21 protein-coding genes and 3 tRNA genes are annotated in these 23,928 nt (G+C 67.6%); 8 read left to right on the forward strand and 16 right to left on the reverse strand.

Features of this window, described 5'->3' with window-relative positions:
• The first annotated feature begins 116 nt into the window (after positions 1 to 116).
• Entirely contained in the window at positions 117 to 1,937 is a 1,821-nt protein-coding gene (locus NQJ30_RS10470; RefSeq protein ID WP_374113244.1) for a glycoside hydrolase family 13 protein, read from the forward strand.
• 13 nt (positions 1,938 to 1,950) lie between these two features.
• Here NQJ30_RS10470 and NQJ30_RS10475 read toward each other — a convergent pair whose 3' ends face one another.
• From NQJ30_RS10475 to NQJ30_RS10510, 8 genes are all read right to left on the reverse strand, one after another.
• Positions 1,951 to 2,562: a hypothetical protein gene (locus NQJ30_RS10475; protein WP_255769858.1), complete on the reverse strand. Its 612-nt coding sequence runs from the start codon at positions 2,560 to 2,562 to the stop codon at positions 1,951 to 1,953.
• A complete protein-coding gene (locus tag NQJ30_RS10480; RefSeq protein ID WP_255769919.1) occupies positions 2,559 to 3,128 on the reverse strand; it encodes a DUF6286 domain-containing protein in 570 nt (189 codons plus the stop codon). Before NQJ30_RS10480 ends, NQJ30_RS10475 begins: the two co-directional genes overlap by 4 nt.
• Before the next feature lie 74 nt (positions 3,129 to 3,202).
• A complete protein-coding gene (locus NQJ30_RS10485) occupies positions 3,203 to 3,583 on the reverse strand; it encodes a hypothetical protein (RefSeq protein ID WP_255769859.1) in 381 nt (126 codons plus the stop codon).
• Positions 3,580 to 3,771 (reverse strand): hypothetical protein, encoded by a 192-nt coding sequence (locus NQJ30_RS10490; RefSeq protein ID WP_131133405.1) that lies wholly within the window; start codon positions 3,769 to 3,771, stop codon positions 3,580 to 3,582. Before NQJ30_RS10490 ends, NQJ30_RS10485 begins: the two co-directional genes overlap by 4 nt.
• Positions 3,768 to 4,295, reverse strand: a complete 528-nt coding sequence (locus tag NQJ30_RS10495) for an Asp23/Gls24 family envelope stress response protein (protein WP_255769860.1) — start codon at positions 4,293 to 4,295, stop codon at positions 3,768 to 3,770. Before NQJ30_RS10495 ends, NQJ30_RS10490 begins: the two co-directional genes overlap by 4 nt.
• Positions 4,296 to 4,534: 239 nt before the next feature.
• Positions 4,535 to 4,610: transfer RNA gene (locus NQJ30_RS10500), tRNA-Phe, on the reverse strand.
• A 48-nt stretch (positions 4,611 to 4,658) separates the two neighbouring features.
• Positions 4,659 to 4,732, reverse strand: a tRNA-Asp gene (locus NQJ30_RS10505).
• Positions 4,733 to 4,823: 91 nt separating this feature from the next.
• Positions 4,824 to 4,896 (reverse strand) — tRNA-Glu (locus tag NQJ30_RS10510).
• Positions 4,897 to 5,063: 167 nt separating this feature from the next.
• On the opposite strand from NQJ30_RS10510, the gene NQJ30_RS10515 reads away from it, so the two are divergent.
• Positions 5,064 to 6,083, forward strand: a complete 1,020-nt coding sequence (locus tag NQJ30_RS10515) for a PHP domain-containing protein (RefSeq protein WP_255769861.1) — start codon at positions 5,064 to 5,066, stop codon at positions 6,081 to 6,083.
• A gap of 31 nt (positions 6,084 to 6,114) precedes the next feature.
• Here NQJ30_RS10515 and NQJ30_RS10520 read toward each other — a convergent pair whose 3' ends face one another.
• Positions 6,115 to 6,828, reverse strand: coding sequence for a DsbA family protein (locus tag NQJ30_RS10520; RefSeq protein ID WP_255769862.1), 714 nt, complete (start codon positions 6,826 to 6,828; stop codon positions 6,115 to 6,117).
• Positions 6,829 to 6,971: 143 nt separating this feature from the next.
• Between NQJ30_RS10520 and NQJ30_RS10525 the strand changes: the two genes are divergently transcribed.
• The 4 genes from NQJ30_RS10525 (at position 6,972) to NQJ30_RS10540 (ending at position 11,005) form a co-directional block, all read left to right on the forward strand.
• Positions 6,972 to 7,931 carry a DMT family transporter gene (locus tag NQJ30_RS10525; RefSeq protein WP_255769864.1) on the forward strand — a complete coding sequence of 320 codons (960 nt, stop codon included), beginning with the start codon at positions 6,972 to 6,974 and terminating at the stop codon, positions 7,929 to 7,931.
• A 40-nt stretch (positions 7,932 to 7,971) separates the two neighbouring features.
• Complete coding sequence (locus NQJ30_RS10530; RefSeq protein ID WP_255769865.1) at positions 7,972 to 8,400, forward strand: metallopeptidase family protein; 429 nt, start codon at positions 7,972 to 7,974, stop codon at positions 8,398 to 8,400.
• A gap of 9 nt (positions 8,401 to 8,409) precedes the next feature.
• Entirely contained in the window at positions 8,410 to 9,330 is a 921-nt protein-coding gene (locus NQJ30_RS10535; RefSeq protein ID WP_255769866.1) for a cation diffusion facilitator family transporter, read from the forward strand.
• Between the two features lie 199 nt (positions 9,331 to 9,529).
• Positions 9,530 to 11,005 (forward strand): C40 family peptidase, encoded by a 1,476-nt coding sequence (locus tag NQJ30_RS10540; protein WP_255769867.1) that lies wholly within the window; start codon positions 9,530 to 9,532, stop codon positions 11,003 to 11,005.
• Between the two features lie 47 nt (positions 11,006 to 11,052).
• Here the strand turns inward: NQJ30_RS10540 and NQJ30_RS10545 are convergent, their stop codons facing one another.
• From NQJ30_RS10545 to NQJ30_RS10565, 5 genes are all read right to left on the reverse strand, one after another.
• Positions 11,053 to 11,976, reverse strand: a complete 924-nt coding sequence (locus NQJ30_RS10545) for an ABC transporter permease (protein WP_374113245.1) — start codon at positions 11,974 to 11,976, stop codon at positions 11,053 to 11,055.
• Positions 11,966 to 13,012 carry an ABC transporter ATP-binding protein gene (locus NQJ30_RS10550; protein ID WP_255769868.1) on the reverse strand — a complete coding sequence of 349 codons (1,047 nt, stop codon included), beginning with the start codon at positions 13,010 to 13,012 and terminating at the stop codon, positions 11,966 to 11,968. Before NQJ30_RS10550 ends, NQJ30_RS10545 begins: the two co-directional genes overlap by 11 nt.
• Positions 13,009 to 14,166, reverse strand: coding sequence for a hypothetical protein (locus tag NQJ30_RS10555; RefSeq protein ID WP_255769869.1), 1,158 nt, complete (start codon positions 14,164 to 14,166; stop codon positions 13,009 to 13,011). Before NQJ30_RS10555 ends, NQJ30_RS10550 begins: the two co-directional genes overlap by 4 nt.
• Before the next feature lie 88 nt (positions 14,167 to 14,254).
• Positions 14,255 to 16,972 (reverse strand): PEP/pyruvate-binding domain-containing protein, encoded by a 2,718-nt coding sequence (locus NQJ30_RS10560; RefSeq protein WP_255769870.1) that lies wholly within the window; start codon positions 16,970 to 16,972, stop codon positions 14,255 to 14,257.
• 30 nt (positions 16,973 to 17,002) lie between these two features.
• Positions 17,003 to 18,040 (reverse strand): universal stress protein, encoded by a 1,038-nt coding sequence (locus NQJ30_RS10565; RefSeq protein WP_374113246.1) that lies wholly within the window; start codon positions 18,038 to 18,040, stop codon positions 17,003 to 17,005.
• A gap of 433 nt (positions 18,041 to 18,473) precedes the next feature.
• On the opposite strand from NQJ30_RS10565, the gene NQJ30_RS10570 reads away from it, so the two are divergent.
• The gene (locus tag NQJ30_RS10570) at positions 18,474 to 19,112 is read left to right on the forward strand and encodes an FAD-binding oxidoreductase (protein WP_255769922.1); all 639 of its coding nucleotides are present in this window, start codon (positions 18,474 to 18,476) and stop codon (positions 19,110 to 19,112) included.
• On the opposite strand, the gene NQJ30_RS10575 is transcribed toward NQJ30_RS10570, so the two are convergent.
• Together NQJ30_RS10575 and NQJ30_RS10580 are read right to left on the reverse strand one after the other, a co-directional pair.
• Positions 19,109 to 19,744 carry a copper resistance CopC family protein gene (locus NQJ30_RS10575; protein WP_255769871.1) on the reverse strand — a complete coding sequence of 212 codons (636 nt, stop codon included), beginning with the start codon at positions 19,742 to 19,744 and terminating at the stop codon, positions 19,109 to 19,111. The genes NQJ30_RS10570 and NQJ30_RS10575 overlap by 4 nt on opposite strands.
• Positions 19,745 to 19,823: 79 nt before the next feature.
• Entirely contained in the window at positions 19,824 to 22,226 is a 2,403-nt protein-coding gene (locus NQJ30_RS10580) for an ATP-binding cassette domain-containing protein (RefSeq protein ID WP_255769872.1), read from the reverse strand.
• A 187-nt stretch (positions 22,227 to 22,413) separates the two neighbouring features.
• Between NQJ30_RS10580 and NQJ30_RS10585 the strand changes: the two genes are divergently transcribed.
• Positions 22,414 to 23,856 carry an NCS2 family permease gene (locus tag NQJ30_RS10585; RefSeq protein ID WP_255769873.1) on the forward strand — a complete coding sequence of 481 codons (1,443 nt, stop codon included), beginning with the start codon at positions 22,414 to 22,416 and terminating at the stop codon, positions 23,854 to 23,856.
• Positions 23,857 to 23,928 lie beyond the last annotated feature (72 nt).

Here is a 23,928-nt window from a genome sequence, read left to right on the forward strand (position 1 = left end):
ACTCCTCGCTGAGTTTCGAGCAAATCGGCAGTGCGGTTGAGTGGTGAGCATCACACTAGTAAGGTTGCTGCATAGAATGCAAGCGTTTACACGCAATGTTTACGGAAAGGATATTTTTGGCAGACCGCCCCGCCCCGCATGCAGATTCCTCCGCTCAGGCCTGGTGGACCAGCGCCGTCATCTACCAGATCTACCCACGCTCGTTCGCGGATGCCAACGGCGACGGAATGGGGGACCTCAAGGGTGTGACGGCACGCTTGCCCTATCTCAAACGGCTTGGCGTTGATGCCGTCTGGCTCTCACCCTTCTACAAATCGCCTCAGGCGGACGCCGGCTACGACGTCGCGGACTACCGCCAGGTGGACCCGCTCTTCGGGGCATTGGCTGACTTCGACGAGATGCTGCAGCAGGCTCACGGCCTGGGCCTAAGAGTCATCGTTGACCTGGTGCCAAACCACACGTCGGACGAACATGTCTGGTTCCGTGAGGCACTGGCGGACGCCCCCGGATCACCTGCCCGGGACCGCTACATGTTCCGGTCCGGCAAGGATTCCGTTCCCGGTTCAGGACTCGGCGATGTTGCCCCGAACAACTGGAAATCCATTTTTGGCGGCCCTGCCTGGACCAGGATCACCGGCGTCGCCGGCAGGCCGGGCCAGTGGTACCTCCACCTGTTTGACACGAAGCAGCCGGACCTGAATTGGGAGAACACCGAGGTCAAGGAAGAGATGCGGTCCGTGCTGCGTTTCTGGCTGGACCGCGGCGTGGACGGCTTCCGCGTGGACGTTGCCCACGGACTGGTCAAGGAAGCGGGCCTGCCGGACTGGGAAGGCGTGGCCGCCATGGTGGAAGGCTCCGGGGAGGCCTCCGACAAGCGACGTACGCCGCCGGGCGATGCCCCCGGCGGACACACCGATGCCCAGGAGCCCCACCGGGCCGTGTCCCCGCAGTATCCGCCGTCGCCGTTCTTCGACCAGGACGGCGTTCATGACATCTACCGCGACTGGAACCGCGTCCTCGCCGCCTATGACGGCGATCGGATGCTGGTGGCGGAAGCGTGGGTGGAACCGGCCGAACGCTTGGCCAGGTATGTCCGTCAAGACGAAATGCAGCAGGCCTTCAACTTCGACTTCCTCCTTGCCGGGTGGGACGCGGAGCGCATGGCCGAAGCCATCGAGGATTCCCTCCGTGCCGACGCGACCGTCGGGGCGCCCTCCACCTGGGTGTTGAGTAACCACGACACCGTCCGCCACACCACCCGGTTCGGCCTGGCGGATCCCACCACTTTCCCGAAGGGCATTGCCGCCGCCGATGAACAGCCGGACGCCGCCCTGGGACTGGCACGCGCCCGCGCGGCTGCCATGGTGTCACTGGCGTTGCCGGGCTCGGCCTACATCTACCAGGGCGAGGAGCTCGGCCTCCCTGAGCACACCACGCTGCCGGACGAAGCCCGACAGGATCCCACGTTCTTCCGGACCAACGGCGTGGAAGTGGGCCGCGACGGCTGCCGGGTTCCGCTCCCCTGGAAGGCGGAGGAACCGGGCTATGGCTTCGCGGAGGCTTTCACCAGTGCCCGCGATGGTGACGCCGGGGCTCCTGCCTCCCCGTGGCTGCCCCAGCCGGAGTCGTTCAGGGACCTCGCTGCCGACCGGCAGGACGGCGTCGCCGGGTCCACCCTGGAGCTGTACCGCTCAGCTCTGGCGTTCCGCTCGTCCAACGGCCTGGGAAACGGAACTTTCCGGTGGGCCGGGGTCCATCACCCGGCAAACGGGGTACTGGCCTTTGAGAACGGCAGCGTCCTGATCCTCAGCAATATGGGTTCAGGGGCGGCGCCGGTCCCGTCTGGGTATGCGGTGGCGCTCCAGAGCGGGTTGCCGGCGGCCGAGGCCATTGACGCGATACCGCCGAACTGTGCGGCCTACCTGACCCGCAACTAGCCCAGCGCCCCGGCTACCGGACGCGCTCGGCCCGGCTGAACCGTGTCCTGGCCCCGGCACCGATGTGGATCAGGGCGGGCGTGGGCTTTCCCACCACTGCATCCAGGGCCGCCACGAGGTCAGCAACCTCTGCGGCTAACAGGTGCGGCGCCACTCCCTGGCGCGGTTGAAGCCTGATCTTGAGCGCCGGGGTACCGTGGACGTCGTAGGTGGCCACCGTGGCTCCGGCGAGGTCCGGCCGTTCCGCCAAAGCATGCTTTAGCGCCTGCTCCGCGACTCCCCCGCTGATCCGCACGTCTCCGGGGACCGCGCCGGGATCGAATTCGGCGACCAGCAGGTTTCCCCGGCCTTTGCCCTGCTGGGCCAGCCAGGCAACCATGAGGCAAATCAGGATCACCAGGGCAATGGCCATCATGATCCACAGCCAGCTTTCGGGCCGGCCGGGAAACCGGGTGCTGTCGAAGGCTTGGTTCAGCCCGTTCCAGGCGGCGCCCGACCAGCCGTGCCACCACGTGCCCACGGCGGGCACGGTGGCCAGCAGGACCAGGAGGATGCCCACCGCGAGCAGTTTGAGTCCGAGGATTCCGAGCAGGATCCGGTTGAGCAGGGACGGTGTGCTGGTCATGCGCCAATCACCCCTGCGGTGGAGATGTTCACGCGGACTTCCGGCAGAGGTTCCGGCGCCATCGCCCGGAGTTCCTCTTCGACGGCGGCGAGCACTGCCTGCTCCGTCACCGGAACTCCTGAGGTGGGCCGGACATTTACGATGACCTGGCGCTGCGAAACCACCACCATGACCTGTTCCGGAGTGACGTTGGCGGCCAGCCGGGCGCTGCGGGCCAGGGCCGAGGCGATGACTTCGTCGTCCACCACCACGGCGGTCGGGGAGTCGCCGCCGTTCAGCACGTGGCGGGCCCGCCGGCCGGGCAGCACAGCATTAAGCAGAAAGAACAGGCCCGCCATGGCGATCACGGCGCCGCCGGCACCGAGCAGGAGCGGGGGCACGCCGGCGGGCAGGGCAACAATGCGTTCGGCAGCCAGTTGGGGTTCAATCAGCCACGCCGGTTGCCCAATGGCGTGCACGGCCGATTCGAGCAGACCGTAGCCTGCGAGACCCATCACCAGCGCCGCCGCCACCACGGACACCGCGGCCCGCGAAGAATGCGTCTCCCGGTACACCACCTTGCGCATATCCAACTGACGCTCGTCGGACGCCGGCGCGCCCTCCCCGGTGCCCGCTGTGTACTCATCCACCACCTTGTGGCTCACTGGACCCGGCCTCCCTCGCTTGGCTTGACGCCACTTATCCGGATGTCCACCCTGCTCAGGCGGGCACCGCTCAGCACTGTGACCGTGGACAGGATCCTGCTTTTGGCCTCCACCGTCCGGTCCCAGATGGGTCCGCCAAAAGCGGCCACCCTGCCCGCGTCCCGCAGCACCGCAGTCAGTGGCGGAATCCTGATAGGTGAGACAAGCGCCAGAGCCAGCAGGCCGTCGTCGTCCGACCAGTCCGCCCGCACATCGTGGGCTTCCACCCCGAGTGCCTCGGCGGCCGCAGCTTTGGCAAGGCTGGTCAGGGCCTGCGTGCTGATCCGGTTATGACCGTTCAGCCCCGGCGCAGGAACGGAAGGTGCGGCTGCGGTCATGATGAGGAGCGCCGGCCGATGATTGCATCCAGGACGCCGCGCAGGTCCAGTTTCCCCTCTGCAGCACGGCCCAGCAGGGCCCCGATGGCCATAAAGAGCAGTGAAACCAGGAAGCCCCACAGCCCGAATTGGAAGGACATAAACGCCACGAAAGCGCCGACGGCAATGCCCACAACGGTCAGGTTCACAGCACTGCCTCCCTCTCGGTTGCCACCGGGGCTGCGGCCTTGGCCGGGGGCGCCACGTAGACGTCGGTGATTTCGACGTTCACTTCGATGACCTGCAGGCCAACGAGTTCCTCGACGGCACGGTACACCGATGCCCGGACCTGGTCGGCAAGGGAGTGCAGAGGGGTTCCGTACGAGGCCACGAGGCTGATGTCCACCGCCACCTGGGTCTCCCCAACCTCGGCCCGGACACCCGCGGCATGATCCGAACTGCCCACGGCATCCCGGATGGCGCCCAGCGCCCGTGACGGAACGGAGCCAAGTGAATAGACGCCGGGCACGGCGCGTGCGGCAATGCCGGCGACTTTGGCCACGGCAGTTTCAGCGATCACCGTGCGGCCATGGCCGGGCACAGGTGACGGGCCGGGTGACGGGGGCACAGGCGACAGGGCGACAGGCTGGCTGGCAGTGGGCTGACTGGCCGCAAACTGACTGGCGGCAGGCTGGTGGCCGGTCGCTTCGGGTTGTGGGTTCTGGTATTCCATCAGGCACTTCCCCTTCTCTTGTTTCCAACCCTATCCCCTGGCCGGGACAACCTGTTGGAAATTCCGGGCGGGAGCGGTCTGAACGGCTCGTCGGCCCACTAATCCCTTCCAGCTGGGCATTTCCCCGTCGCAGGCGCCGGGGAAAAGTCCATCCGAGGGGGAAATCCCCCGGACCCGCTTAAAGAAGGGGCCGGGTTAAAGAAGAAAAGCACCAGCTCCGAAGAACTGATGCTTCCCAGTGGTGGCTCCGACCGGCGTCGATCCGGTGACCTTTCGATTTTCAGTCGAACGCTCTACCAACTGAGCTACAGAGCCTAGGTGACATGTCACCATGACCGCCGAAATCTCTTCCGACAACCAGAGCGACCCTGACGGGACTTGAACCCGCGACCTCCGCCGTGACAGGGCGGCGCGCTAACCAACTGCGCTACAGGGCCTTGCTTTTCTTGCTTCGCAGTATCGCTACCGCGTTTTTTCAAGGCCTCCAGCCTACCAGACATTTTCAGTCTGTTTGACCAGTTCCTTGCGTACCCCCAACGGGATTCGAACCCGTGCCGCCGCCGTGAAAGGGCGGTGTCCTAGGCCGCTAGACGATGGGGGCCAGAACCCGTTCGGAACAAAAGAAAAGGCTTCGGGCCGAGGCCGTCAGTCTTTGTCGTTTGGTGTTTCTCCGAACTGGACTCTAAAACTATAGGGCCTTGGACGGAATAATCCAAAATCGGCGCCGAAGGCCTCTACGAATGGCGCGGAACACGCGAAGATGGACCAATGGATGCCGTCGCCGCACTCAACGAAATCGCCTTCTGGCTGGAGCGCGGGCGCGCTGCCACCTTCAAGGTCCAGGCCTTCCGGAAAGCGGCCGGCGTCATCGCCAACCTGGCACCCGATGAGGTTGCAGCGCGTGCCCGGGACGGCAGGCTCAAGAGCATGAAAGGTATTGGCGACAGGACCTACCAGGTGGTCCGGCAGGCGGTGGACGGCGAGGTGCCGGACTACCTCGCAGATCTCCGCGAACGCGGGCACGAACCGCTGGACGACGGCGGCGCCTATCTTCGCGAGGCCCTGCGCGGCGACCTCCACAGCCACAGTGACTGGTCCGACGGCGGGTCCCCCATCCCGCTGATGGCTGCGGCCGCGCAGGTGCTGGGCCGCGAATACCTGGCCCTGACGGACCATTCCCCGAACCTGACCATCGCCAACGGACTCAGCGCCGAGCGGCTCACCGAGCAGCTCGACGTGGTGGCCGGGCTCAACAGCGAAAACACGAACGGCTTCAGGCTCCTGGCCGGCATCGAGGTGGACATCCTGGAATCCGGCGAGCTGGACCAGACGCCGGAAATGCTGGACCGGCTGGACATCGTGGTGGCCAGCGTCCACTCCAAACTCCGCGCGGACCGGGCCACAATGACGAAGAGGATGCTCGGCGGCATCACCGATCCGCACACCAACGTGCTGGGTCACTGCACCGGCCGCCTGGTGGAAGGTTCGCGGGGCACCCGGCCGCAGTCCGAGTTCGATGCCAAGGCGGTATTCGCCGCCTGCGCGGAAAATAACGTGGCCGTCGAGATCAACTCGCGGCCCGAAAGGCAGGACCCGCCGGACAACCTCATCCAGCTGGCCCTGGACGCCGGGTGCCTGTTCTCCATCGACAGCGACGCCCACGCCCCCGGACAGCTCGACTTCCTCCAGTACGGCGCAGCCCGCGCCGCCCTGAACGAGGTGCCGGCAGATCGCATCGTGACTACCTGGCCGCTTGACCGGCTTCTGGAATGGGCCGGAAAGTCTTAGGCCATGGGGCCGGGGCGGCGGGCAGCCGGACTTATTTCACGGCGTCGGCGAGCTTCTGCCGGAAGTCCGCCTTGGTGGTGAGCTTCAGCTTCTCCCCGTTGAGGAAGAAGGTGGGGGTCCCCGTCACACCCAAGGCCTCGCCGTCGGTAATATCTGCCAGGACCCGCTCCTCCGTCTGCTGGTCAGCCACGGCTGCGTCGAACCGTCCCAGGTCCAGCCCGAGTTCCTCCGCGTACGTGCGGAACAGCGGCGCCTGGGACTGCTGCTGCCCGGCCCACCGGGCCTGGGTCTCGAAAAGCCTGTTGGCCATTTCCTGATATTTGCCCTGCTGGCTTGCGGCCTCGGCGGCGAGCGCCGCCTGGCCGGAATTGGGGTGGGCAGAGAGCGGGAAATGCCGGTTCACGAAGGTAATCCGGTCGCCGAACTCGGCCTTTAGCTCCTCCACCACCGGATGGACCGAACCGCAGGACGGGCACTCAAAGTCCAGAAACTCCACCAGCTGCGCCTTTTCGACAGCCGGCGTGGTGAGCCGGTGGCTGTCCGCGCGGACCAGCTGTTCAGCGCCCGCGGCACCCGCGGTTGTCCCGGGCACCGCTGCAGGCGCGGGCGCGGGCTTGCTCATCGTCAGTACCGCGTACCAGGCACCACCGGCCACCACGATGACACCGAGCAGGATCCAGATGACCAGGCGGATCCGTTTGGCCGGATCCGGCGCGGATCCGCGGGAAGGTGTGGCTGTGAGCATGCAACGCATCCTAACCGAGCCACGCGGCCACCGTGTCATTACGGGCCACTGTGCCATTACGGGCCCCCGCCCACGGCAGGCACCCGCTGAGAGGTGTCCGATTTCCGCCAGCCCCGAAGGTTGCAGCGGGCTAGATTGGCAGCATGGCTTCAACTTCCCCTACCAGTTCCGCCCCGTCCGACGCACGTCCCACCCGATCGGGCCGCATCAGCGCACGCGGAATCGCCGCTGTCCTGGTCACCGTGGTGTTGTGGGCATCGGCATTCGTGGGCATCCGGGCCATCGGTCCAAACTTTTCCCCCGGTTCCCTGACACTGGGCAGGTTGGCGGTTGCCGCCGTCGTGCTCGGTGCGCTGGTGGTGCCGCAACTGGCGAGGGGCAGGGCACTGCCGCAGGGGCGTGGATGGTGGCCCATCCTGGGCTACGGCGTGATGTGGTTCGGCGGCTACAACGTGGCCCTGAACGCCGCCGAGCACCTCCTGGACGCCGGCACCGCGGCCCTTTTGATCAACGTCAACCCCATCCTCGTGGCCATCATGGCCGGCCTGTTCCTGAAGGAAGGCTTTCCGCGCTGGCTGATCATCGGGAGCCTGGTGGCGTTCGGCGGGGTGGCGCTGATTGCGCTCGGGTCCGGGCCGGCTTCCGGTGAACGTTCGACGGCGGATGTTGCGGGTGTGCTGCTGTGCCTCCTTGCCGCTGTGCTCGCCGCCGTCAGCGTGATCATCCAGAAGCCCGTGCTGCGGAAGATTCCGGCAGCGCAGGCCACGTGGTTTGGCATCATGGTGGGCGCCATCTGCTGCCTGCCCTTTGGCGGACAGCTGGCGGCTGAAGTCCAGGCGGCACCCGTCTCCGCAACGCTGGGACTGGTGTATCTCGGTGTCTTTCCCACGGCCATTGCCTTCACCACCTGGGCCTACGCGTTGTCGCTGATCGACGCCGGGAAGCTGGCTGCCACCACCTATCTGGTGCCCGGGACCACCATCCTGATTTCGTGGCTGCTGCTCAGTGAGGTTCCGTCGGTGTGGGGCCTGGTGGGCGGTGTGGTTTGCTTACTGGGCGTGGGCCTGACCCGCCGCCGGCCCGGCATCGTGGTCCGACGTTGAGCGCGGGCGGCCGGCCTGAATTCCGCGCTACAGTCGGGAGATGCCCGCCAATTTACCGCCCGGACTGCCCATCATCCCGGAGGGCCCGCACGAGCCGCTTCCCTTCGGCATGTCCGCGGATGACTTCGAGGCTGCCGTCACCGACGCCCTCGGCCTGATCCCGCCAAAGCTTGCCGCCGCCATGGACAACGTGGCCGTCTTTGTCGAGGATGACTACGTCCCGGCCCCCGGCGAAGACCCGGACACTGTCCTGCTGGGCCTCTATGAGGGCGTCCCGCTGACGGAGCGGGATTCGTGGTGGGATGCTGGGTCTCTGCCGGACCGGATCACCATCTTCCGCCGGCCCATCCTGGAGATCTGCGCAACCCGGGACGAGGTGATCCAGGAAGTCGCCGTCACGGTGGTCCACGAGATCGCCCATCACTTCGGCATCGACGACCACCGGCTGCACGAGCTTGGCTGGGACTAGCCTGTAATCATGGGACACGACCACACCCACACGCACGGAATCACGGCGACTGGCCGGCACCGCAAGCGGCTCATCGCCGTCCTCGCCATCACCCTGACCGTTGTCCTGGTCCAGGTGGTGGGCGCGGCCCTGTCCGGCTCGCTGGCGCTGCTGGCCGACGCCGGCCACATGCTGTCCGACGCGGCGGGCGTGACCATCGCGCTGCTGGCGGCCTGGATCGCCGGACGGCCTGCCAGCGACCAGCGCACCTACGGTTACCAGCGGGCGGAGGTCCTGGCCGCCCTGGCCAACGCCCTGATCCTGATTGTCATTTCCGTGGTCATTTTCACCGAGGCCATCCGGCGGATCGGAGCAACGCCCGAAGTCCACACGGACATCATGCTGTTCGCTGCCATCCTGGGCGGGGTGGCCAACCTGGTCTCGCTGCTCATCCTGCACGGCGCGCACCAGGACAGCCTGAATGTGCGGGGCGCATATCTTGAAGTGCTCGGCGACCTGCTGGGCTCCGTCGCCGTCATTGCCGCGGCCCTGATCATCATGTTCACCGGCTTCCAGGCAGCCGACACCATCGCGTCGGTCCTGATCGCCCTGATGATCCTGCCACGGGCCTGGAGCCTGCTCCGCGATGTGGTGGACGTGCTTCTGGAGGCCACTCCCAAGGGTGTTGAGGTGCAGATGATCCGTGAGCACATCCTCAGCGTCGACGGCGTGGTGGACGTCCACGACATCCACATCTGGACCATCACCTCGGGCGTGCCGGTGTTTTCCGCCCACGTGGTGGTGGAGGACGGAGTGCTGAACGCCCGGGGCGCAGACCAGGTGCTGGACAAACTCACCGCCTGCCTGGGCTCCCACTTCGACACCGAGCATTGCACCTTCCAACTCGAACCGGCCAGTCACTCCGAACACGAATCCCACCAGCACGCCTGACGGCCAAGCAGCGGTGACCCGACACGCCGACCCGGGATACGCCGGAATCACACTCTTGTTGTTTATGTTATTGATGTGACTCCTGTTGCTAAAGTGCAACATGTCACGTAGCCTCTGACTGCTGGGAGATCAGCAGAGGGGCCGTTGTGCCGCCACCAGACCTCGCTCCCCAGCCTTACTGTCCTGCGAGGTTCTGCGAATGGGTTTGTCCGGGTCCGGCCTGAAGGCCCTCGTGCTGTGTACCGCCGTCGTTCTTTCCGGAACACTAGCCCTCCCCGCACAGGCATCGCCCTCCGCCGCGGCGCCTGCCATCCAGCGTCCGGCGTCACCGGATGTTCCCTCCGCCGAGGACATTGCCGCGGCAAAGTCCAACGAAAGCGCGACGGCGGATCAGGTCACCGCCATCGAGCGGCTCCTGGCGGACGCCGCCGCCTCCCAGCAGGTCACGTTTGGGCTGACGATGCAGGCCAACAATGCGTACAGCGAGGCGCTGGTGGAACTGCAGGACCGCCGAAGCGCGGCTGACGCGGCCACTGCCCGGGCAGAAGTGGCAGAGCAGGAACAGGACAAAACCCGCAAGCAGGTGGGCCAGCTGGCGGGCGACCTTTACCGCAACGGCGGCCTGAACCCTACACTCACCACCTTCGTCAGCGGCAACGGCGAAGGGCTCCAGCAGGCCGCAACCCTGCAGGCGATTTCGGCCAGCCGCAGCCGGGCGTTCGAATCCGCGGAGACCGCGGCTTCCGCAGCGCAGTCGCTTACCGCCGCCGCGCAGGACGCCAACCGGGCCGCCGACGACGCCGCCAAAACGGCCGAGGCCCGCAAGGCCGAGGCCGAAAGTGCCAACGCGGCCCAGGTCCAGGCAGTGACCGAAGCGAAGGCCCGACGGACCGTCCTGGTGGACCAGCTCGCCCAGCTGAGGAACACCACCGTCGCGCTGGAGTCCGCCCGCGTGGACGAACTCGACCGGCAACGCGAAGAGGCCCTGCTCGCGGCCATTACGGCCAACGCTGCGCAGGCGGCCGCGCCCGCGGGTTCCGGTTCAGGTTCAGGTTCGGCAGGGTCAGGTTCAGGTTCGGCAGGGTCAGGTTCACCGGGGTCTGGTTCGCCGGGGTCTGGTTCGGTAGGCCCAGGGTCAACTGGCTCTGGTTCAAATGGGTCGGGATCAGCAGGGTCAGGCTCTGCGGGGCCCGCACCCCAAGCGCCGTCCGTCCCAGCTCCGGCACCAGCCCCGGCCCCTGCGCCCGCGCCAGCACCCGCACCGGCCCCTGCGCCCGCGCCAGCGCCCGCGCCATCACCCGGCGGCTCCGTTGAAACTGCCATTTCAGTGGCGATGTCAAAGGTGGGGTCGCCGTATTTCTACCTGTACGGCGGCACCGGTCCGAATGGTTTTGACTGCTCGGGCCTGGTCCAGACTGCGTTCGCCGCCGCCGGGAAGTACCTGCCCCGCACCGCTGCCCAGCAGTTCGCGGCCGCTCCGATTCATGTTCCGCTCTCCGAGGCCCGGCGCGGCGATCTGCTGGTGTGGGGTTCGGCCCCGGGTTTTTATCACGTCGCCATCTACCTGGGCAACGGCGCGGTGGTACAGGCGCTGAACCCCGATGAAGGCATCGGCGTCACCCAATTGAGCCGTATGGCCGGGATGCAACTCCATCCCTATGCCGCCCGCTACTGACCAGTCCGAAAACTTAATCCGCCCGCCACAACCGCGGGAACCGGGCCTCAGGAAAGTATGTCCTTGGTGACGAACCGGGCGTAGGCGAGCGCCCCGAACACGGCAACGTACCCGGCCTGGAGCAGGGCATTGCTCGCAAAGGAGTCCCACAGCACCGGCTGGCGCAGCACATCCGCGAACCCGAACCAGTAGTGCGAGAACAGCCACGGGTGAAGCCACTCCAGCTGGGGCAGCTGGTCCGCGATCTGGGACGCGACGGACACCACCACCGTCGCTGCCATCGCCCCGACGGGAACAACCGTCATGGTGGACAGGAAGAGCCCGATCGCGGACAACCCTGCGAGGGACACCGCCAGATAGACAACGATCAGGGCGACCCGCAGTGCGGCCTCCGGTGGCTGCACCACGTCGCCGGACAGAAGGGTCACCGGCCCCACCGGGAACAGGGATGCTCCGATCGCCGCGCCGGCCAGGGCCACCGTGATGGGGGCCGCCAGGCAGAAGGCCAGCGCGCCGGCGTACTTCACCAGGAGCAGCCGGACGCGGCCGGCAGGGGCCACAAGCAGGTAGCGCAGCGTGCCCAGGCTCGCCTCGCCCGCGATGGTATCGCCCGCCACCACCCCGATGGTCAGCGGCAGGAACAGCGGCACCGCCACGAGCATCGCCGTGACGGCCACAAACAGCCCGTTCTGCGTGATCCGGTCCAGGAACGCCGGCCCGCGCCCGGGAGGTACGTTCGACGAGAGCCGGACAGCGACGGCGATCAGCACCGGGATTGCGGCGAGTGCGGCCAGCATGGCCCAGGTCCGGCGACGGCGAAAAAGGGTGGCTAGTTCGGACGCCAGCAGGGACAGGCCGGACGCAGCCGCCGGGACATTCCGGGCGGCCCCTGCACTCGCGGGATCCGCAGTGCGCGCGCCCTCGGCAGCACCCCCGGCACTGGAAACATCACTGGACACGTCACTGGGCAACGTCGAACCCCTCCCCCGTCAAGGCCACAAAACGCTCCTCAAGGCTTTCCCGCTCAACGGCAAAGCCGCGGACACGCACCCCTGCCGCCACGAGCCCGGCCACGATGTCCTCAGGATGCGGCAGATCCGGCTGCAGCACCTGAGACGGATGGCCGGGCCCGGCCGCCGCCCCCAGCGGCTGAACCGCACCTGCCGCCCCGGCCATAACCACTTCGCCGTCCACCCCGGAGCTTCCCGGCGCTGCGTCCCCGCGGGCCGGGGACATGCCCAACCGCAGCAGGACCTCACAGGCCGTGCCGGCGTCGGGAGTTAACAGGCGGATCCGCATTTCGCCGCCCCGTCGGAGCTCGTCCAGCGGCCCTTGGGCCACCAGCCGGCCGGCGCTCATAATGGCCGCGTGTGTGCAGATCTGCTCCACTTCGGCCAGCAGGTGGCTGGAGACGAAGACCGTGGCGCCGTCGGCGGCGAGGGAGCGGACCAGGCTGCGCACCTCGCGGGTGCCTTGCGGGTCCAGGCCGTTGGTGGGCTCGTCCAGCACCAGCAGTTCGCGCGGGGACAGCAGCGCGTTGGCGATTCCCAGCCGTTGCTTCATGCCCAGCGAGTAGGCGTGCACCCGCTTGCCGGCGGCGTGCGAGAGCCCCACGCGCTCGAGGGCAGCCGCCACGCGCGCTTTCCTGGTGCGCGGCGTCCCGTGCCGGGTTGCGGCGTCGAACCGGTGCAGGTTGGCGGTGCCGGACAGGAATGGATAAAACGCCGGCCCTTCCACCAGCGCACCCACGCGGGGCAGTACCTCCTGCAGCTGCCGGGGCATGGGCCGTCCGAGTACGTTGACGGTGCCGGCCGACGCCTCGGCAAGGCCCAGCAGCATGCGGATGGTGGTGGTCTTGCCGGATCCGTTGGGTCCCAGGAAGCCGAAGACGGCGCCGTGCGGGACGGCAAGGTCCACGTTGTCCACCGCCAATTGGCGGCCGAACCGTTTGGTGAGGCCGTGCGTTTCGATGGTCAGCCCGGCGGCACTGCCGCCGGCCAGGGTCATGCTGCGCCGGCGGCGGCCTGCAGCCGATCCGCCGGAACCATCCCCACAAAGATCCGGCCGTCGCTGGTCAGCAGGACGTTGACCAAGGACGTGGACAGGAGCCGTCCTTCAGGCACGACGACGGCGGCCTGGGAGAGGAGCGGATCCTTCAGGAGCGATTCGGTCATCTGTGCACCCTGACCGTCGGGTGGTGCCGGGAAGCCCACCACAGTTTCCCAGCCCGTGCCGGTGACCGCGGGCTTGGAGCCGTCATGATGCTGCAGTTCGGGGGCGTCCCCGGGCATGTGGCCCGGGGTGACCATGCCGGATTTTCCGGGGTGGCCGGGCATGGAAGGCGCCGGCAGCTCTTTGAGCGTTGCTCCCGGCGGGGCCGCGAAGTTGAACGCGGCGTCCTCCGGGGCGGCGAGGGACAGGCTGGTGAAGCCGGCCTGGAAGACGGGTTTCGCCTGGCCACGGGCGGATACCGTCACCCGGAGCGGCATTCCGGTCTGGCCGTCGACGGCGATGGCTACCTTCTCGAGCAGGGTCCCGTCGGTGCGCGGTGCCAGCTCCAGGCTGTAGGCGGACCTGCCGGCCACCTGGGTCTCCGGGCCGACAGTTACCGCGGTGGAGCTGTCAGCGTTGGCGAGGAACTTCGCGGCCAGGTCTTCCGGGGTGGCGATTGATGGTGCCGGCTGGTCCGGAGCCTGCAAGGGCTGGTCCTTGGCGGCGGCCGGCAGGCTCAGGTGGGCGGCGGAGTTGTCCTTGGAGTTGTAGAACCAAACGTCCTGGTCCCGCCAGATGACATCGCGTTCAGCCAGCCGGTCCATCACCTGGACGCGCATTTTGGCGGGCCCGTCCGCAAAGATGCGGGCCGTGTGCTGGCCGGTCAGTAGCTCGATGATGGAGGCCGGGCCGCCGGCGGAACCGGGAGAAGCGGGCCCTGACGTGGGGGCGCCGGCCGGCAGCTCCGGGAGGCCGAGGTCGGAGACCTGCTCAAGGGTGCCGGAGAACGTCCGGGCGCTGTGCTGCCCCAGCAGCGTGAGGACTTCAGCCGGAGACTTTGCGGGCAACGGGTCGCCGGCCCGCGCCGGAATGGACCCCACCAGCACACCGGCGGCGATCATGGCAGGTACAGCTGCGGCCGGCACCCAGCGCTTCCATGCGCGGTTCATGCCGGGCCCGCTTCATCGTTGGAGCCCATATCTTCAGATTACGCCTGGGGACGGCTGCGCACACCCCTCCGGGAGCGTGCCTGTCGGGTTACGACGGCACCACGGTTCCCGCGCCGCCGTCGACCGTTATCTGCTGCCCCGTGGCAAGCCGCAGCGTGGCATCCGGGACGCCCACCACCGCGGGAATGCCGTACTCCCGCGCCACCACGGCGCCGTGGGAGTTAGGCCCGCCCATCTCCATCACCAGGCCGCCCGCGGTGAGGAACAACGGGGTCCAGCCGGGGTCTGTGGACGGCGCCACCAGGATTTCGCCCGGTTCAAGGTGCGCGCCCACCGGGTCCATGATGACGCGGGCCGCCGCCGTGACGGTTCCGGCGGATGCCGGGCTGCCGGTCAGGGATCCCGCCGGCTGGCCCGGGCTGCCGGCAGGCTGGACCGCCTCAGGTTCCGTGCCGTCCGACAGCAGCACCCGTGGCACGTGCCGCCGCGCCAGCTCAAGGTCATAGGCCGCGCGCCGCCCGGCCACGACGCCGCGCAGATCGGGGTGGCCGGTCCCCGGGCCCTTGAGGAGCCCTGCCCTTGCTTCGTCCAGGTTGAGGAAGAAGACGTCGTCCGCCGTGTCCACAACCCCGGCAGCCGCGAGCGCCGCACCGACGATGCCCAGTTGCTTGCGCACCTCGGCGAGCGCCACCACCAGCTGGAACTTGGGCAATTCACGCAGCCCGGCAAACAGCCGGGCCCGCCGCAGCGCCGCCTTGACCAGAGCACCATGCAGCCTCCCGCGGGCGTTCGCCTCCGCCACCAGCTGCGCGATCCGGGCTTCCGCTTCCTCGGCGGCGTTGCTGAACTGAACGTCCGGCGGCACGGCGTCGGCGGTGAGCCGAAGATAGTTTGCCAGCACGCCGATGATGTGCGTGGGGTCGTCGGACCAGCGCGGCATTCCGACGTCGATTTCCGCCACTGCGCGGTGCCCGTACTGATCCATGAACCTTGCCAGTCCGGCCTGCAGCACGGTGGGCAGCCGGCCTGCCTTGAAATCCTCGGCGAGTTCGGCGGGTTTGCGGTCGGTCATGGCGGTGCGGGATCCGCCGTCGTCCTTAATCACCTGGGCGAAGCGCCACAGCTCCAGGTCCATTTCGGTGGTGACGTTGTTGGGGAGGCCGCGGAGGACAATTTGCAGGTCGTCCCACCGGTCGCCGCCCAGTAATCTGCCGACAAGTCCCAGCGCGGCGAAGCCCAGCGCCGGGAGGGGAATGATGGAGGGCACCACCGAAAAGAGGCGATTGCCGAGGATATGTTCGGCATGGTCAAGCCGCTGCAACGGGGTGGCACCGGCCGGGGGCTGCAGGGAGCTGCCGAAGTCGCGTGTCTGCCGGTTGGCCCGCCGGAGCGCCGCCTCCGGCTTGAGGGCAGCCCGGACCAGCGTTTCCGGCACCCGGGCGCGGGCCGCGACGGGCAGCACGTGCCGCAGCAGGCTAAGCGGAGTCCGCCGGGTGACGGAGAACCGCGGGTCCTCGAAGATCTGCCGCAGCAGGGTGGCCGAGCGCGCTTCCATCACGTCAAAGACCCTGGGCACGATTCGCCGGCCGGTGGTGCTGCGGGCAATGGCCGTCAGGTCGAAGTAGATGCGCTGGGCCGCCTCGGCGTAGGGCGACGGGCCGTCGTGCGGCTGGGGCACGTCGAAATGGGCGGCGCGGGCAACGGACGAGGCAATGACCCGGAAGGCTGCCAGGCCCATCGGCGTGATGGGGCGTGTCAGCCCCTGGGCCAGGCTCAGGCAGAGATACACGCGCGTGCCGGCCGCCGATGCCTTGCCCGACGGCCGCTGCGGAACCGGGAACAGCGTGGTGATGGGCCGTGACTGCGTCAGCCAGAGACGGCCGCCGGCGTCGATGGCCCATTCGATGTCCTGCGGCGCGCCGAAGTGGCCTTCCACACGAAGGCCAAGGACGGCGAGATCTGCGGCCTGCCGGTCCGAGAGGCAGGCGGTGGCACCGCCATTGCTGGCCGCCACGGTGCGGGTTCCGCCGCCGGAGAGGGGCCGGACCGCGATGCGTTTGTCCCCCAGCCGGCGTTCCAGGACCCGCCCCGCCACCGGATCGACCACAAAATGATCCGGGTTCACGGCTCCGGATACCACGGCCTCACCCAGGCCAGGGCTGGCATCGATGACGGCCTCACGGCGGCGGTTTGTCAGCGGGTTCGACGTGAACAGCACACCGGCGGCATTTGCGTCCACCATGCGCTGGACCACCACGGCGAGCGCCACTGCGGAAGGGTCGATCCCCCGGGTGGCGCGGTAGCTGACGGCCCGGTCCGTCCACAGCGAAGCCCAGCAGTCGCGCACCGCGTCCACCACCGCGGCCGCCCCCACCACGTTGAGGTACGTGTCCTGCTGCCCCGCGAAGCTCGCGGACGGGAGGTCTTCAGCCGTGGCCGAGGACCGCACTGCCACCGGCACCTCGTTCCCGAGCGCCGAGTATGCGTCCTCGATTGCGGCTGCAATGTCCGGTGGGACCGGCGCTGACCGGATGGCATCCCGCGCCTGCCCGGCCAAGGCTGCCAAGGCGGTGAGGTCGCCGTCGTTCGTGGACTTCAGGGCCTGGTGGACCGCGGCGAGCGCGCCGCCCGCCGCGGTGCCGGCGGTGGCTTGGCGGTAGGCCGCCGTCGTCAGGCAGAATCCGTCAGGCACCGGCAGCCCGGCGGCCAGCAGCTCGCCCAGGTTGGCGGCTTTGCCTCCGACCACGGGCACCATCGCAGCGGTGACAGCCTGTAGGTCGAGGATCGGGGACCCGTCGCCAGCCATGTTTCTGCGCCCTGCCGTGGCGGCCGGGGGTCAGGCCGCGCCGAGGACCGGGCCGAATTTGGCCCTGTCCGCCAGCCGCGGATCGTCGCGGTCGGGTACCACCATGACCGGTCCCTTGGTGTGGTGCAGGACCCCGTCCGATGTGGAGCCCAGCAGCATGCCGGTGAATCCGCCCCGGCCGCGGGTGCCCACCACGACGAGTTCAGCGTGCCTGCTGGCCTCAACCAGGACGTCAACGGCCGAGCCGTCCTTCACTTCCGACTCCACGGCCAGGTTCGGGTAGTGGCTTTTCAGCCAGGTTTTCCCGGCTTCGAGCTGCTCCCGGATGTCGTCAAACAAGGCCTGCCGGTCCATCGGGGCCGGCACCCAGGCCAGGGATCCGCTGAATTGCGGTACGGCACAAATCACGCGCAGGGTGGCCCCGAGCCGGGTGGCCTGGTCTGCGGCTTCCAGGACAGCCACCCGGGCCTGTTCGGACCCGTCCACGCCCACCACGACCACGTTGTCAACCTGCTTGTGCCCTTCCTTGGCCTGCTCGGCCCGGATGCGCCTGTCATCCGTGGTTTCGCCCAGCCGGTCCGAACAGACCAGGGGCACGGTGACCGTAGGGCACTTGGAGTGGGCGGGGAGCGCGCTGCTCACCGAGCCCAGCAGGCGGCCTACAAACCCGCCGCGGCCGCGGGTGCCGAACACCAGCAGTTCGGCCGTTTCCGACATCTCCAGCAGCACTCCCGAGGCGTCACCGTTCTCCACCGAGGCGTCGACGTCGATGTTGTAGCCGGCAACCTTGTCCATCGCCTGCTGGATGATGGCTTCCGCCCCTTCGCGGATCACCGAATCGTCCACTGTAGCGTAGCCGCCGTCCAGCCCGGACGCAGCGAAGATCGGCACTGAATACGCGGTGACGATGTGCAACGGCCGACGGCGGCGCTCGGCTTCGCGGGCTGCCCACACCAGGGCGCACTGGCCATGGTCGGAGCCGTCTACGCCAACAACGATTCCCTCCGGAGCGGCGGAATTGGCCGCATTGGTCCGTTCCGGGTCCGGTTGCATCTCATGTGCGCCCATCGGGCCGCCTCCTAGCGGTACTGCCTCATAATCAGGCTGGTCTTCCGGCCATTGTGCCAGAAGCGCGGCGCCCTGCCAGCTCCGGCCGCGATGACGTTGCCGCTGGTCAGGAACACTCTGCCTCCGTTCATCACTATTCTCGGTCCGCACACACTTCGCAAGGGCACAAGGGCCTCCTGCGGGCGGTTATCCACAGCCCTTGGCAACCGATTCGGCAACCGCATCCATCGTTAAGAAGAATGTTTCCAAATGGGCTATCCCCGGACACTAAATTTCTGTAGTCTTCGAGGCACTGCCGGTCCGTAGATGTCCTCCGCAAAGGTGCATCGCGGGCCGCTGTTGCGGCCGGACTTGGGGGGTACGGAAATCGCATGCGGGCAAGGACGCCTGCATCAACTGAAAGCCTTCAAGGAGGAGAACTGTAGTGTCAACCATGCCTGTGACTGGCGGGACCGAACGGACCACCACGGTGATCATCGGCACAGGACTTTCCGGGCTCGCCGTCGGCGCGGAACTGCGGCGGCGCGGTGTGGACGCCATCGTGGTGGACGGGCTGGACATCCTCGGCGCCGGGCAGCCGGCCAATACCACCTCACTCCAGCGATGCGACGCTGCAGACTCCGACTCCCTCCGGGAACGCAACGAAATCCTGAGGCACCTGCGCAACTATGCGGCCAGTCATCACATGGACGTCCGCAACACCACGCGGGCCGTTCAGCTGACAATGGTGGGCGGCGCGCCCGGCACGGCCGACGCTGCCGGCGCGGAACCGCCAACCGGCCAGTGGGAGGTCCACACTCCCAACGGCATCCTGTTGGCGGACCACATTGTGCTGACCCGCTGCGCCCACAGCCAGCTGCGCCGCATGCTGAGCGACTTCGGCATCGCGGTGGGCCGCAACCTCGTCGCAGCCATGCGGACCATTGGCATCTATCTGGTGGGCGTGGGCGACCTGATTACGCCCTCGCCCAAGGAAGTGCTGCGGCAGGCGAAAACCGTGGGCCAGGCCATCTCATCGAAGGTCTACCCGGAGACCGGCCAGGACCTCTTGGCGGGAACTTTCGCCGTCTAGGACTCCTCGGCGTCCTCGTCGGCGCCGCCGGTAGTGAGCCGGCGCTTCGCCAGGATGCCGATCGTCACGAGCAGCCCCAGCGCCACGGCGGCGAAGATCACCAGGCTCCACGGAAACGGTTCTGACGCGTCAGCGGCCGGTTCCGGCGCCGCCGTGATTCCCGGCTGGGCAGTGCCTATCCCGGGAACGCCCGCGGCGGCCGACGGAGTAGCGCCCGCCCCGGCTGTTGACGGTGCTGCGCCCGCGGCTGCTGCCGTGGCCGTGAAGCCGAACGTGCCTTCAATGGGGTGGGAGTCCGAGCTGACCACCCGCCACGCCACCGTGTAGGCTCCCGCCGGCGCCCCGTCCTTCAGCTTCTGCGACGCCACGTTGTCCACAATCTCGACCGCCCCGTCGGCCCATTCGGCGCCCGCTGAGTCTTTCACGGAGAACTGGGCGCCGATCCCCAGCGGGTTCTTGCTGAACGTGACGGAGACCTTCTCCGGCGGTGTTGCCACCGTGGCGCCCTGCGCGGGGCTGCTGGACTCGGCGGAGTCGTGCGCGAAAGCCGGGGCGGAGAACCCCAGCGTCGCGGCGGCGAAAACGAAGGTCCCGAGCAAGGCGCTCAGCAACTGGCGGCGGATGGATCGCATGAGTGGACAGCTCCCTTAAGAAATGGCTTCCGTTAAGCCTAGCCCGCCTGGCCGCCCGGCTAGCTTTCCGCCGCCCCGCCTAGCCTTCCGCCGGGCCGCCGACGTAGAGGGCGAGGTGCTTGCCGGTGAGCGTGGACTTCGCGGCCACAAGGTCGGCCGGAGTGCCCTCGAAAACCACGGTGCCGCCGTCGTGCCCTGCGCCGGGCCCGAGGTCGATGATCCAGTCGGCATGCGCCATGACGGCCTGGTGGTGCTCAATGACAATCACCGATTTGCCGGAGTCCACGAGGCGGTCCAGGAGGCCCAGCAGGTTCGCCACGTCCGCCAGGTGCAGGCCGGTGGTGGGTTCGTCCAGGACGTAGACGTCGCCCTTCTCCGCCATCTGCGTGGCCAGCTTGACGCGCTGCCGCTCGCCGCCGGACAGGGTGGTCAGCGGCTGGCCGAGCGTCAGGTACCCGAGCCCGACGTCCACCAGCCGGTCCAGGATCTTGTGGGCCGCGGGCGTCCGGGCCTCCCCTTCGCTGAAGAACGCCTCCGCCTCCGTCATGGACATGGCCAGCACCTCGGCGATGTTGCGCCCGCCCAGGGTGTATTCCAGGACCGAGGCCTGGAAGCGCCGGCCTTCGCAGTCCTCGCAGGTGGACTCGACCGTGGCCATGACGCCGAGCTCGGTGAAGATGACCCCGGCGCCGTTGCAGGTGGGGCAGGCGCCCTCGGAGTTGGAGCTGAACAGGGCAGGCTTCACGCCGTTGGCTTTGGCAAACGCCTTGCGGATCGGTTCGAGCAGGCCGGTATAGGTGGCGGGGTTGCTGCGGCGGGAGCCCTTGATGGCGCCCTGGTCGATCACCACCACGCCGTCACGGCCGGCGACGGACCCGTGGATCAGCGAGCTCTTTCCCGAGCCTGCCACGCCCGTGACCACGCAGAGCACCCCCAGGGGGACATCGACGTCGACATTTTTCAGGTTGTGTGTGGAAGCACCGCGCACCTCCAGCGCCCCGGCGGGTTGCCGGATGCCCGGCTTGACCGCGGCACGGTCGTCGAGGTGGCGTCCGGTGATGGTATCGCTGGCCCGCAGGCCTTCCACGCTTCCCTCGAAGCAGACGCTGCCGCCCTTGGTGCCGGCGCCGGGGCCGAGGTCAACGATGTGGTCTGCGATGGCGATGGTTTCGGGCTTGTGCTCAACCACCAGCACAGTGTTGCCCTTGTCCCGCAGCTGCAGCAGGAGCTGGTTCATCCGCTCGATGTCGTGCGGGTGCAGCCCGATGGTGGGCTCGTCGAAAACATAGGTGACGTCCGTGAGCGAGGAACCCAGGTGCCGGATCATCTTGGTGCGCTGGGCCTCGCCGCCGGACAGCGTGCCGGCCGGCCGGTCCAGGGACAGGTAGCCCAGCCCGATCTCGGCGAACGAGTCGAGCAGGTGCTGCAGGCCCTTCAGGAGGGGCGCCACCGAGGGCTCCCTAAGTTCCCGGACCCAGGCGGCGAGGTCCGTGATCTGCATCTTGCAGAGGTCGGCGATGTTCCTGCCCTGGATCTTCGAGGACCTCGCCTCGGCGCTGAGCCGTGTGCCTTCGCACTCGGGGCAGGCCTGGAACGTGATGGCCCGTTCCACAAACGCCCGGATGTGCGGCTGCATCGCATCGACGTCTTTGGAGAGCATGGACTTCTGGATCTTGGGGATCAGGCCCTCATAGGTGAGGTTGATGCCCTCCACCTTGATCTTGGTGGGCTCCTTGTACAGGAGATCGTGCATTTCCTTCTTGGTGTACTTCGCAATCGGCTTGTCCATGATGAACCCGGCACCGGCGAAGATGCGGCCGTACCAGCCGTCCATGCTGTAGCCGGGGACGGTCAGGGCGCCCTCGGAAAGCGACTTGGAATCGTCGAACAGCGCGGTGAGGTCAAAGTCGGACACCGAGCCCATGCCCTCGCAGCGCGGGCACATGCCGCCGAGGTAGACGGCGTTCTGCACCACGCTCTTGTCCACCCTGCCGCCGGCCTTTTCAGTGCTCATCACGCCGCTGGCCTTGCGGGTGGGGACGTTGAAGGAAAACGCCGTGGGCGGGCCGACCTGCGGGGTGCCCAGCCGGCTGAAGAGGATCCGGAGCATGGCATTGGCATCCGTGGCGGTGCCCACGGTGGAGCGGGGGTTGGCGCCCATCCGCTCCTGGTCAACGATGATGGCTGTGGTCAGCCCCTCGAGGCGGTCCACGTCGGGCCGGGCGAGGTTGGGCATGAATCCCTGCACAAAGGCGCTGTACGTTTCGTTGATCATCCGCTGCGACTCGGCGGCGATGGTGGCAAACACGAGCGAACTCTTGCCCGAGCCCGAGACCCCGGTGAACACCGTCAGACGGCGCTTCGGGATCTCGACGCTGATGTCCTTGAGGTTGTTCTCCCGGGCACCCTGCACACTAATCAGATCGTGGCTGTCCGCAATGTGGATCCCGGGGAGCTGCTCGTCGGTGGTGGCAGTGGTCATCGTGTCTCCATACGTTTGCGCGTGCGGTGGTCCCTGAGTGCCATTCTAGGCGCGGGCCCCGGCGCGCCGGCCGCGGCGCCCGTCCGCGGCGCCAGGCCCGGCTGTGACGGGAGCCACCATGTCCCGGACTTACGGCCGATGCCCTTTATTATTCAAGTATCCCCACAACACTTTCCCCGGAGGACTAATGCTTAAGCAAGGCTCTGCCCTGGACCGGTATTTCAAGATATCCGAGCGGGGGTCCAACCTGTCCCGCGAGGTCCGCGGCGGCTTTGCCACGTTCTTTGCCATGAGCTACATCGTGGTGCTGAACCCGCTGATCCTCTCCGGCCCCGATTCCAGCGGCAACAGCCTCGGTTTCGCTGCCGTGGCCGCTGTGACGGCATTCGTGGCCGGCATCCTCACCATCCTCATGGGCGCCTGGGGCCGGCATCCCTTTGCACTGGCCACCGGCCTGGGCGTCAACGCGTTTGTGGCCGTGACGGTAGCCACCAACCCGGGCCTGACCTGGCCGGACATGATGGGCCTGGTGGTGCTCTCCGGCGTGACCATGCTGATCCTGGTCCTCACGGGGTTCCGCACCGCCGTCTTCAAGGCCGTTCCGGACGGGCTCAAGACCGCCATTGTGGTGGGTATCGGCATGTTCATCGCCCTGATCGGGCTGGTCAACGCCGGCTTTGTGCGCCGCATCCCCGACGTCGCCGGCACCACGGTTCCGGTGGGCCTGGGCTTTGACGGCAAACTGCTGGGCTGGCCGACTGCCGTGTTCGTTTTCGGCCTGATCCTCACCATCGCCCTGGTAGTCCGCAAGGTCAAGGGAGCCATCCTGATCGGAATCATTACCTCCACGATCATCTCGGTGATCCTGGAACTGACCCTCCATATCGGCCCAAGCTTCGACGGCAAGACCCACAATCCCCAGGGCTGGTCCCTCGTGGCGCCGTCCTTCTCCGGCTGGGCCGCCCCGGACCTTTCCCTGATCGGCAAGGCGAACCCTTTCGGCGCGTTCGAGCACCTCGGTGTTGTGGCCGCCACGCTGCTGGCCTTCGTGATCCTGCTCAGCATCTTCTTCGACGCGATGGGCACCATGGTGGGCCTGGCCAACGAAGCAGGCACCGTGGACAAGGACGGCAACATCCCGGACGTGGACCGGGTGCTTCAGGTGGACGCCCTGGGCGCCATCATCGGCGGCGGCGCGTCCGTCTCCTCCAACCAGATCTACGTGGAAGCCGGCGCCGGGATCGGCGAGGGCGCGCGGACCGGCGTGGCCTCCATTGTCACCGGCCTGCTCTTCCTCGTGGCCATGTTCGTCACCCCGCTGATCAACCTGGTCCCGTTCGAGGCCGTGGCTCCCGCCCTGGTGGTGGTCGGGTTCATGATGGTCTCGCAGGTGGGCAAGATCGACTGGCAGGACTGGGGCATCGCCATCCCGGCCTTCCTGACCTTTACCCTGATGCCGTTCACCTACTCGATCGCGAACGGCCTGGGTGCCGGGTTCATTGCGTTTGTCATCATCCGCACCGTCCAGGGCCGGGTGAAGGAAATCCACCCGCTGATGTGGGTCGTGGCGGCAGCTTTCCTGCTGTTCTTCGCCGTGGGACCCATCGAGGCCGTCCTGGGCATGAAGTAGCAGCCAATCACCTTGGGGGAAAGGTCCGGGATTCCGGACAGTACGGCGACGGCACTGCTGGCTTTCGCGGCC

The sequence above is a fragment of the Pseudarthrobacter sulfonivorans genome (assembly GCF_024391045.1).
In the GTDB taxonomy this organism is placed as follows: domain Bacteria; phylum Actinomycetota; class Actinomycetes; order Actinomycetales; family Micrococcaceae; genus Arthrobacter; species Arthrobacter sulfonivorans_B.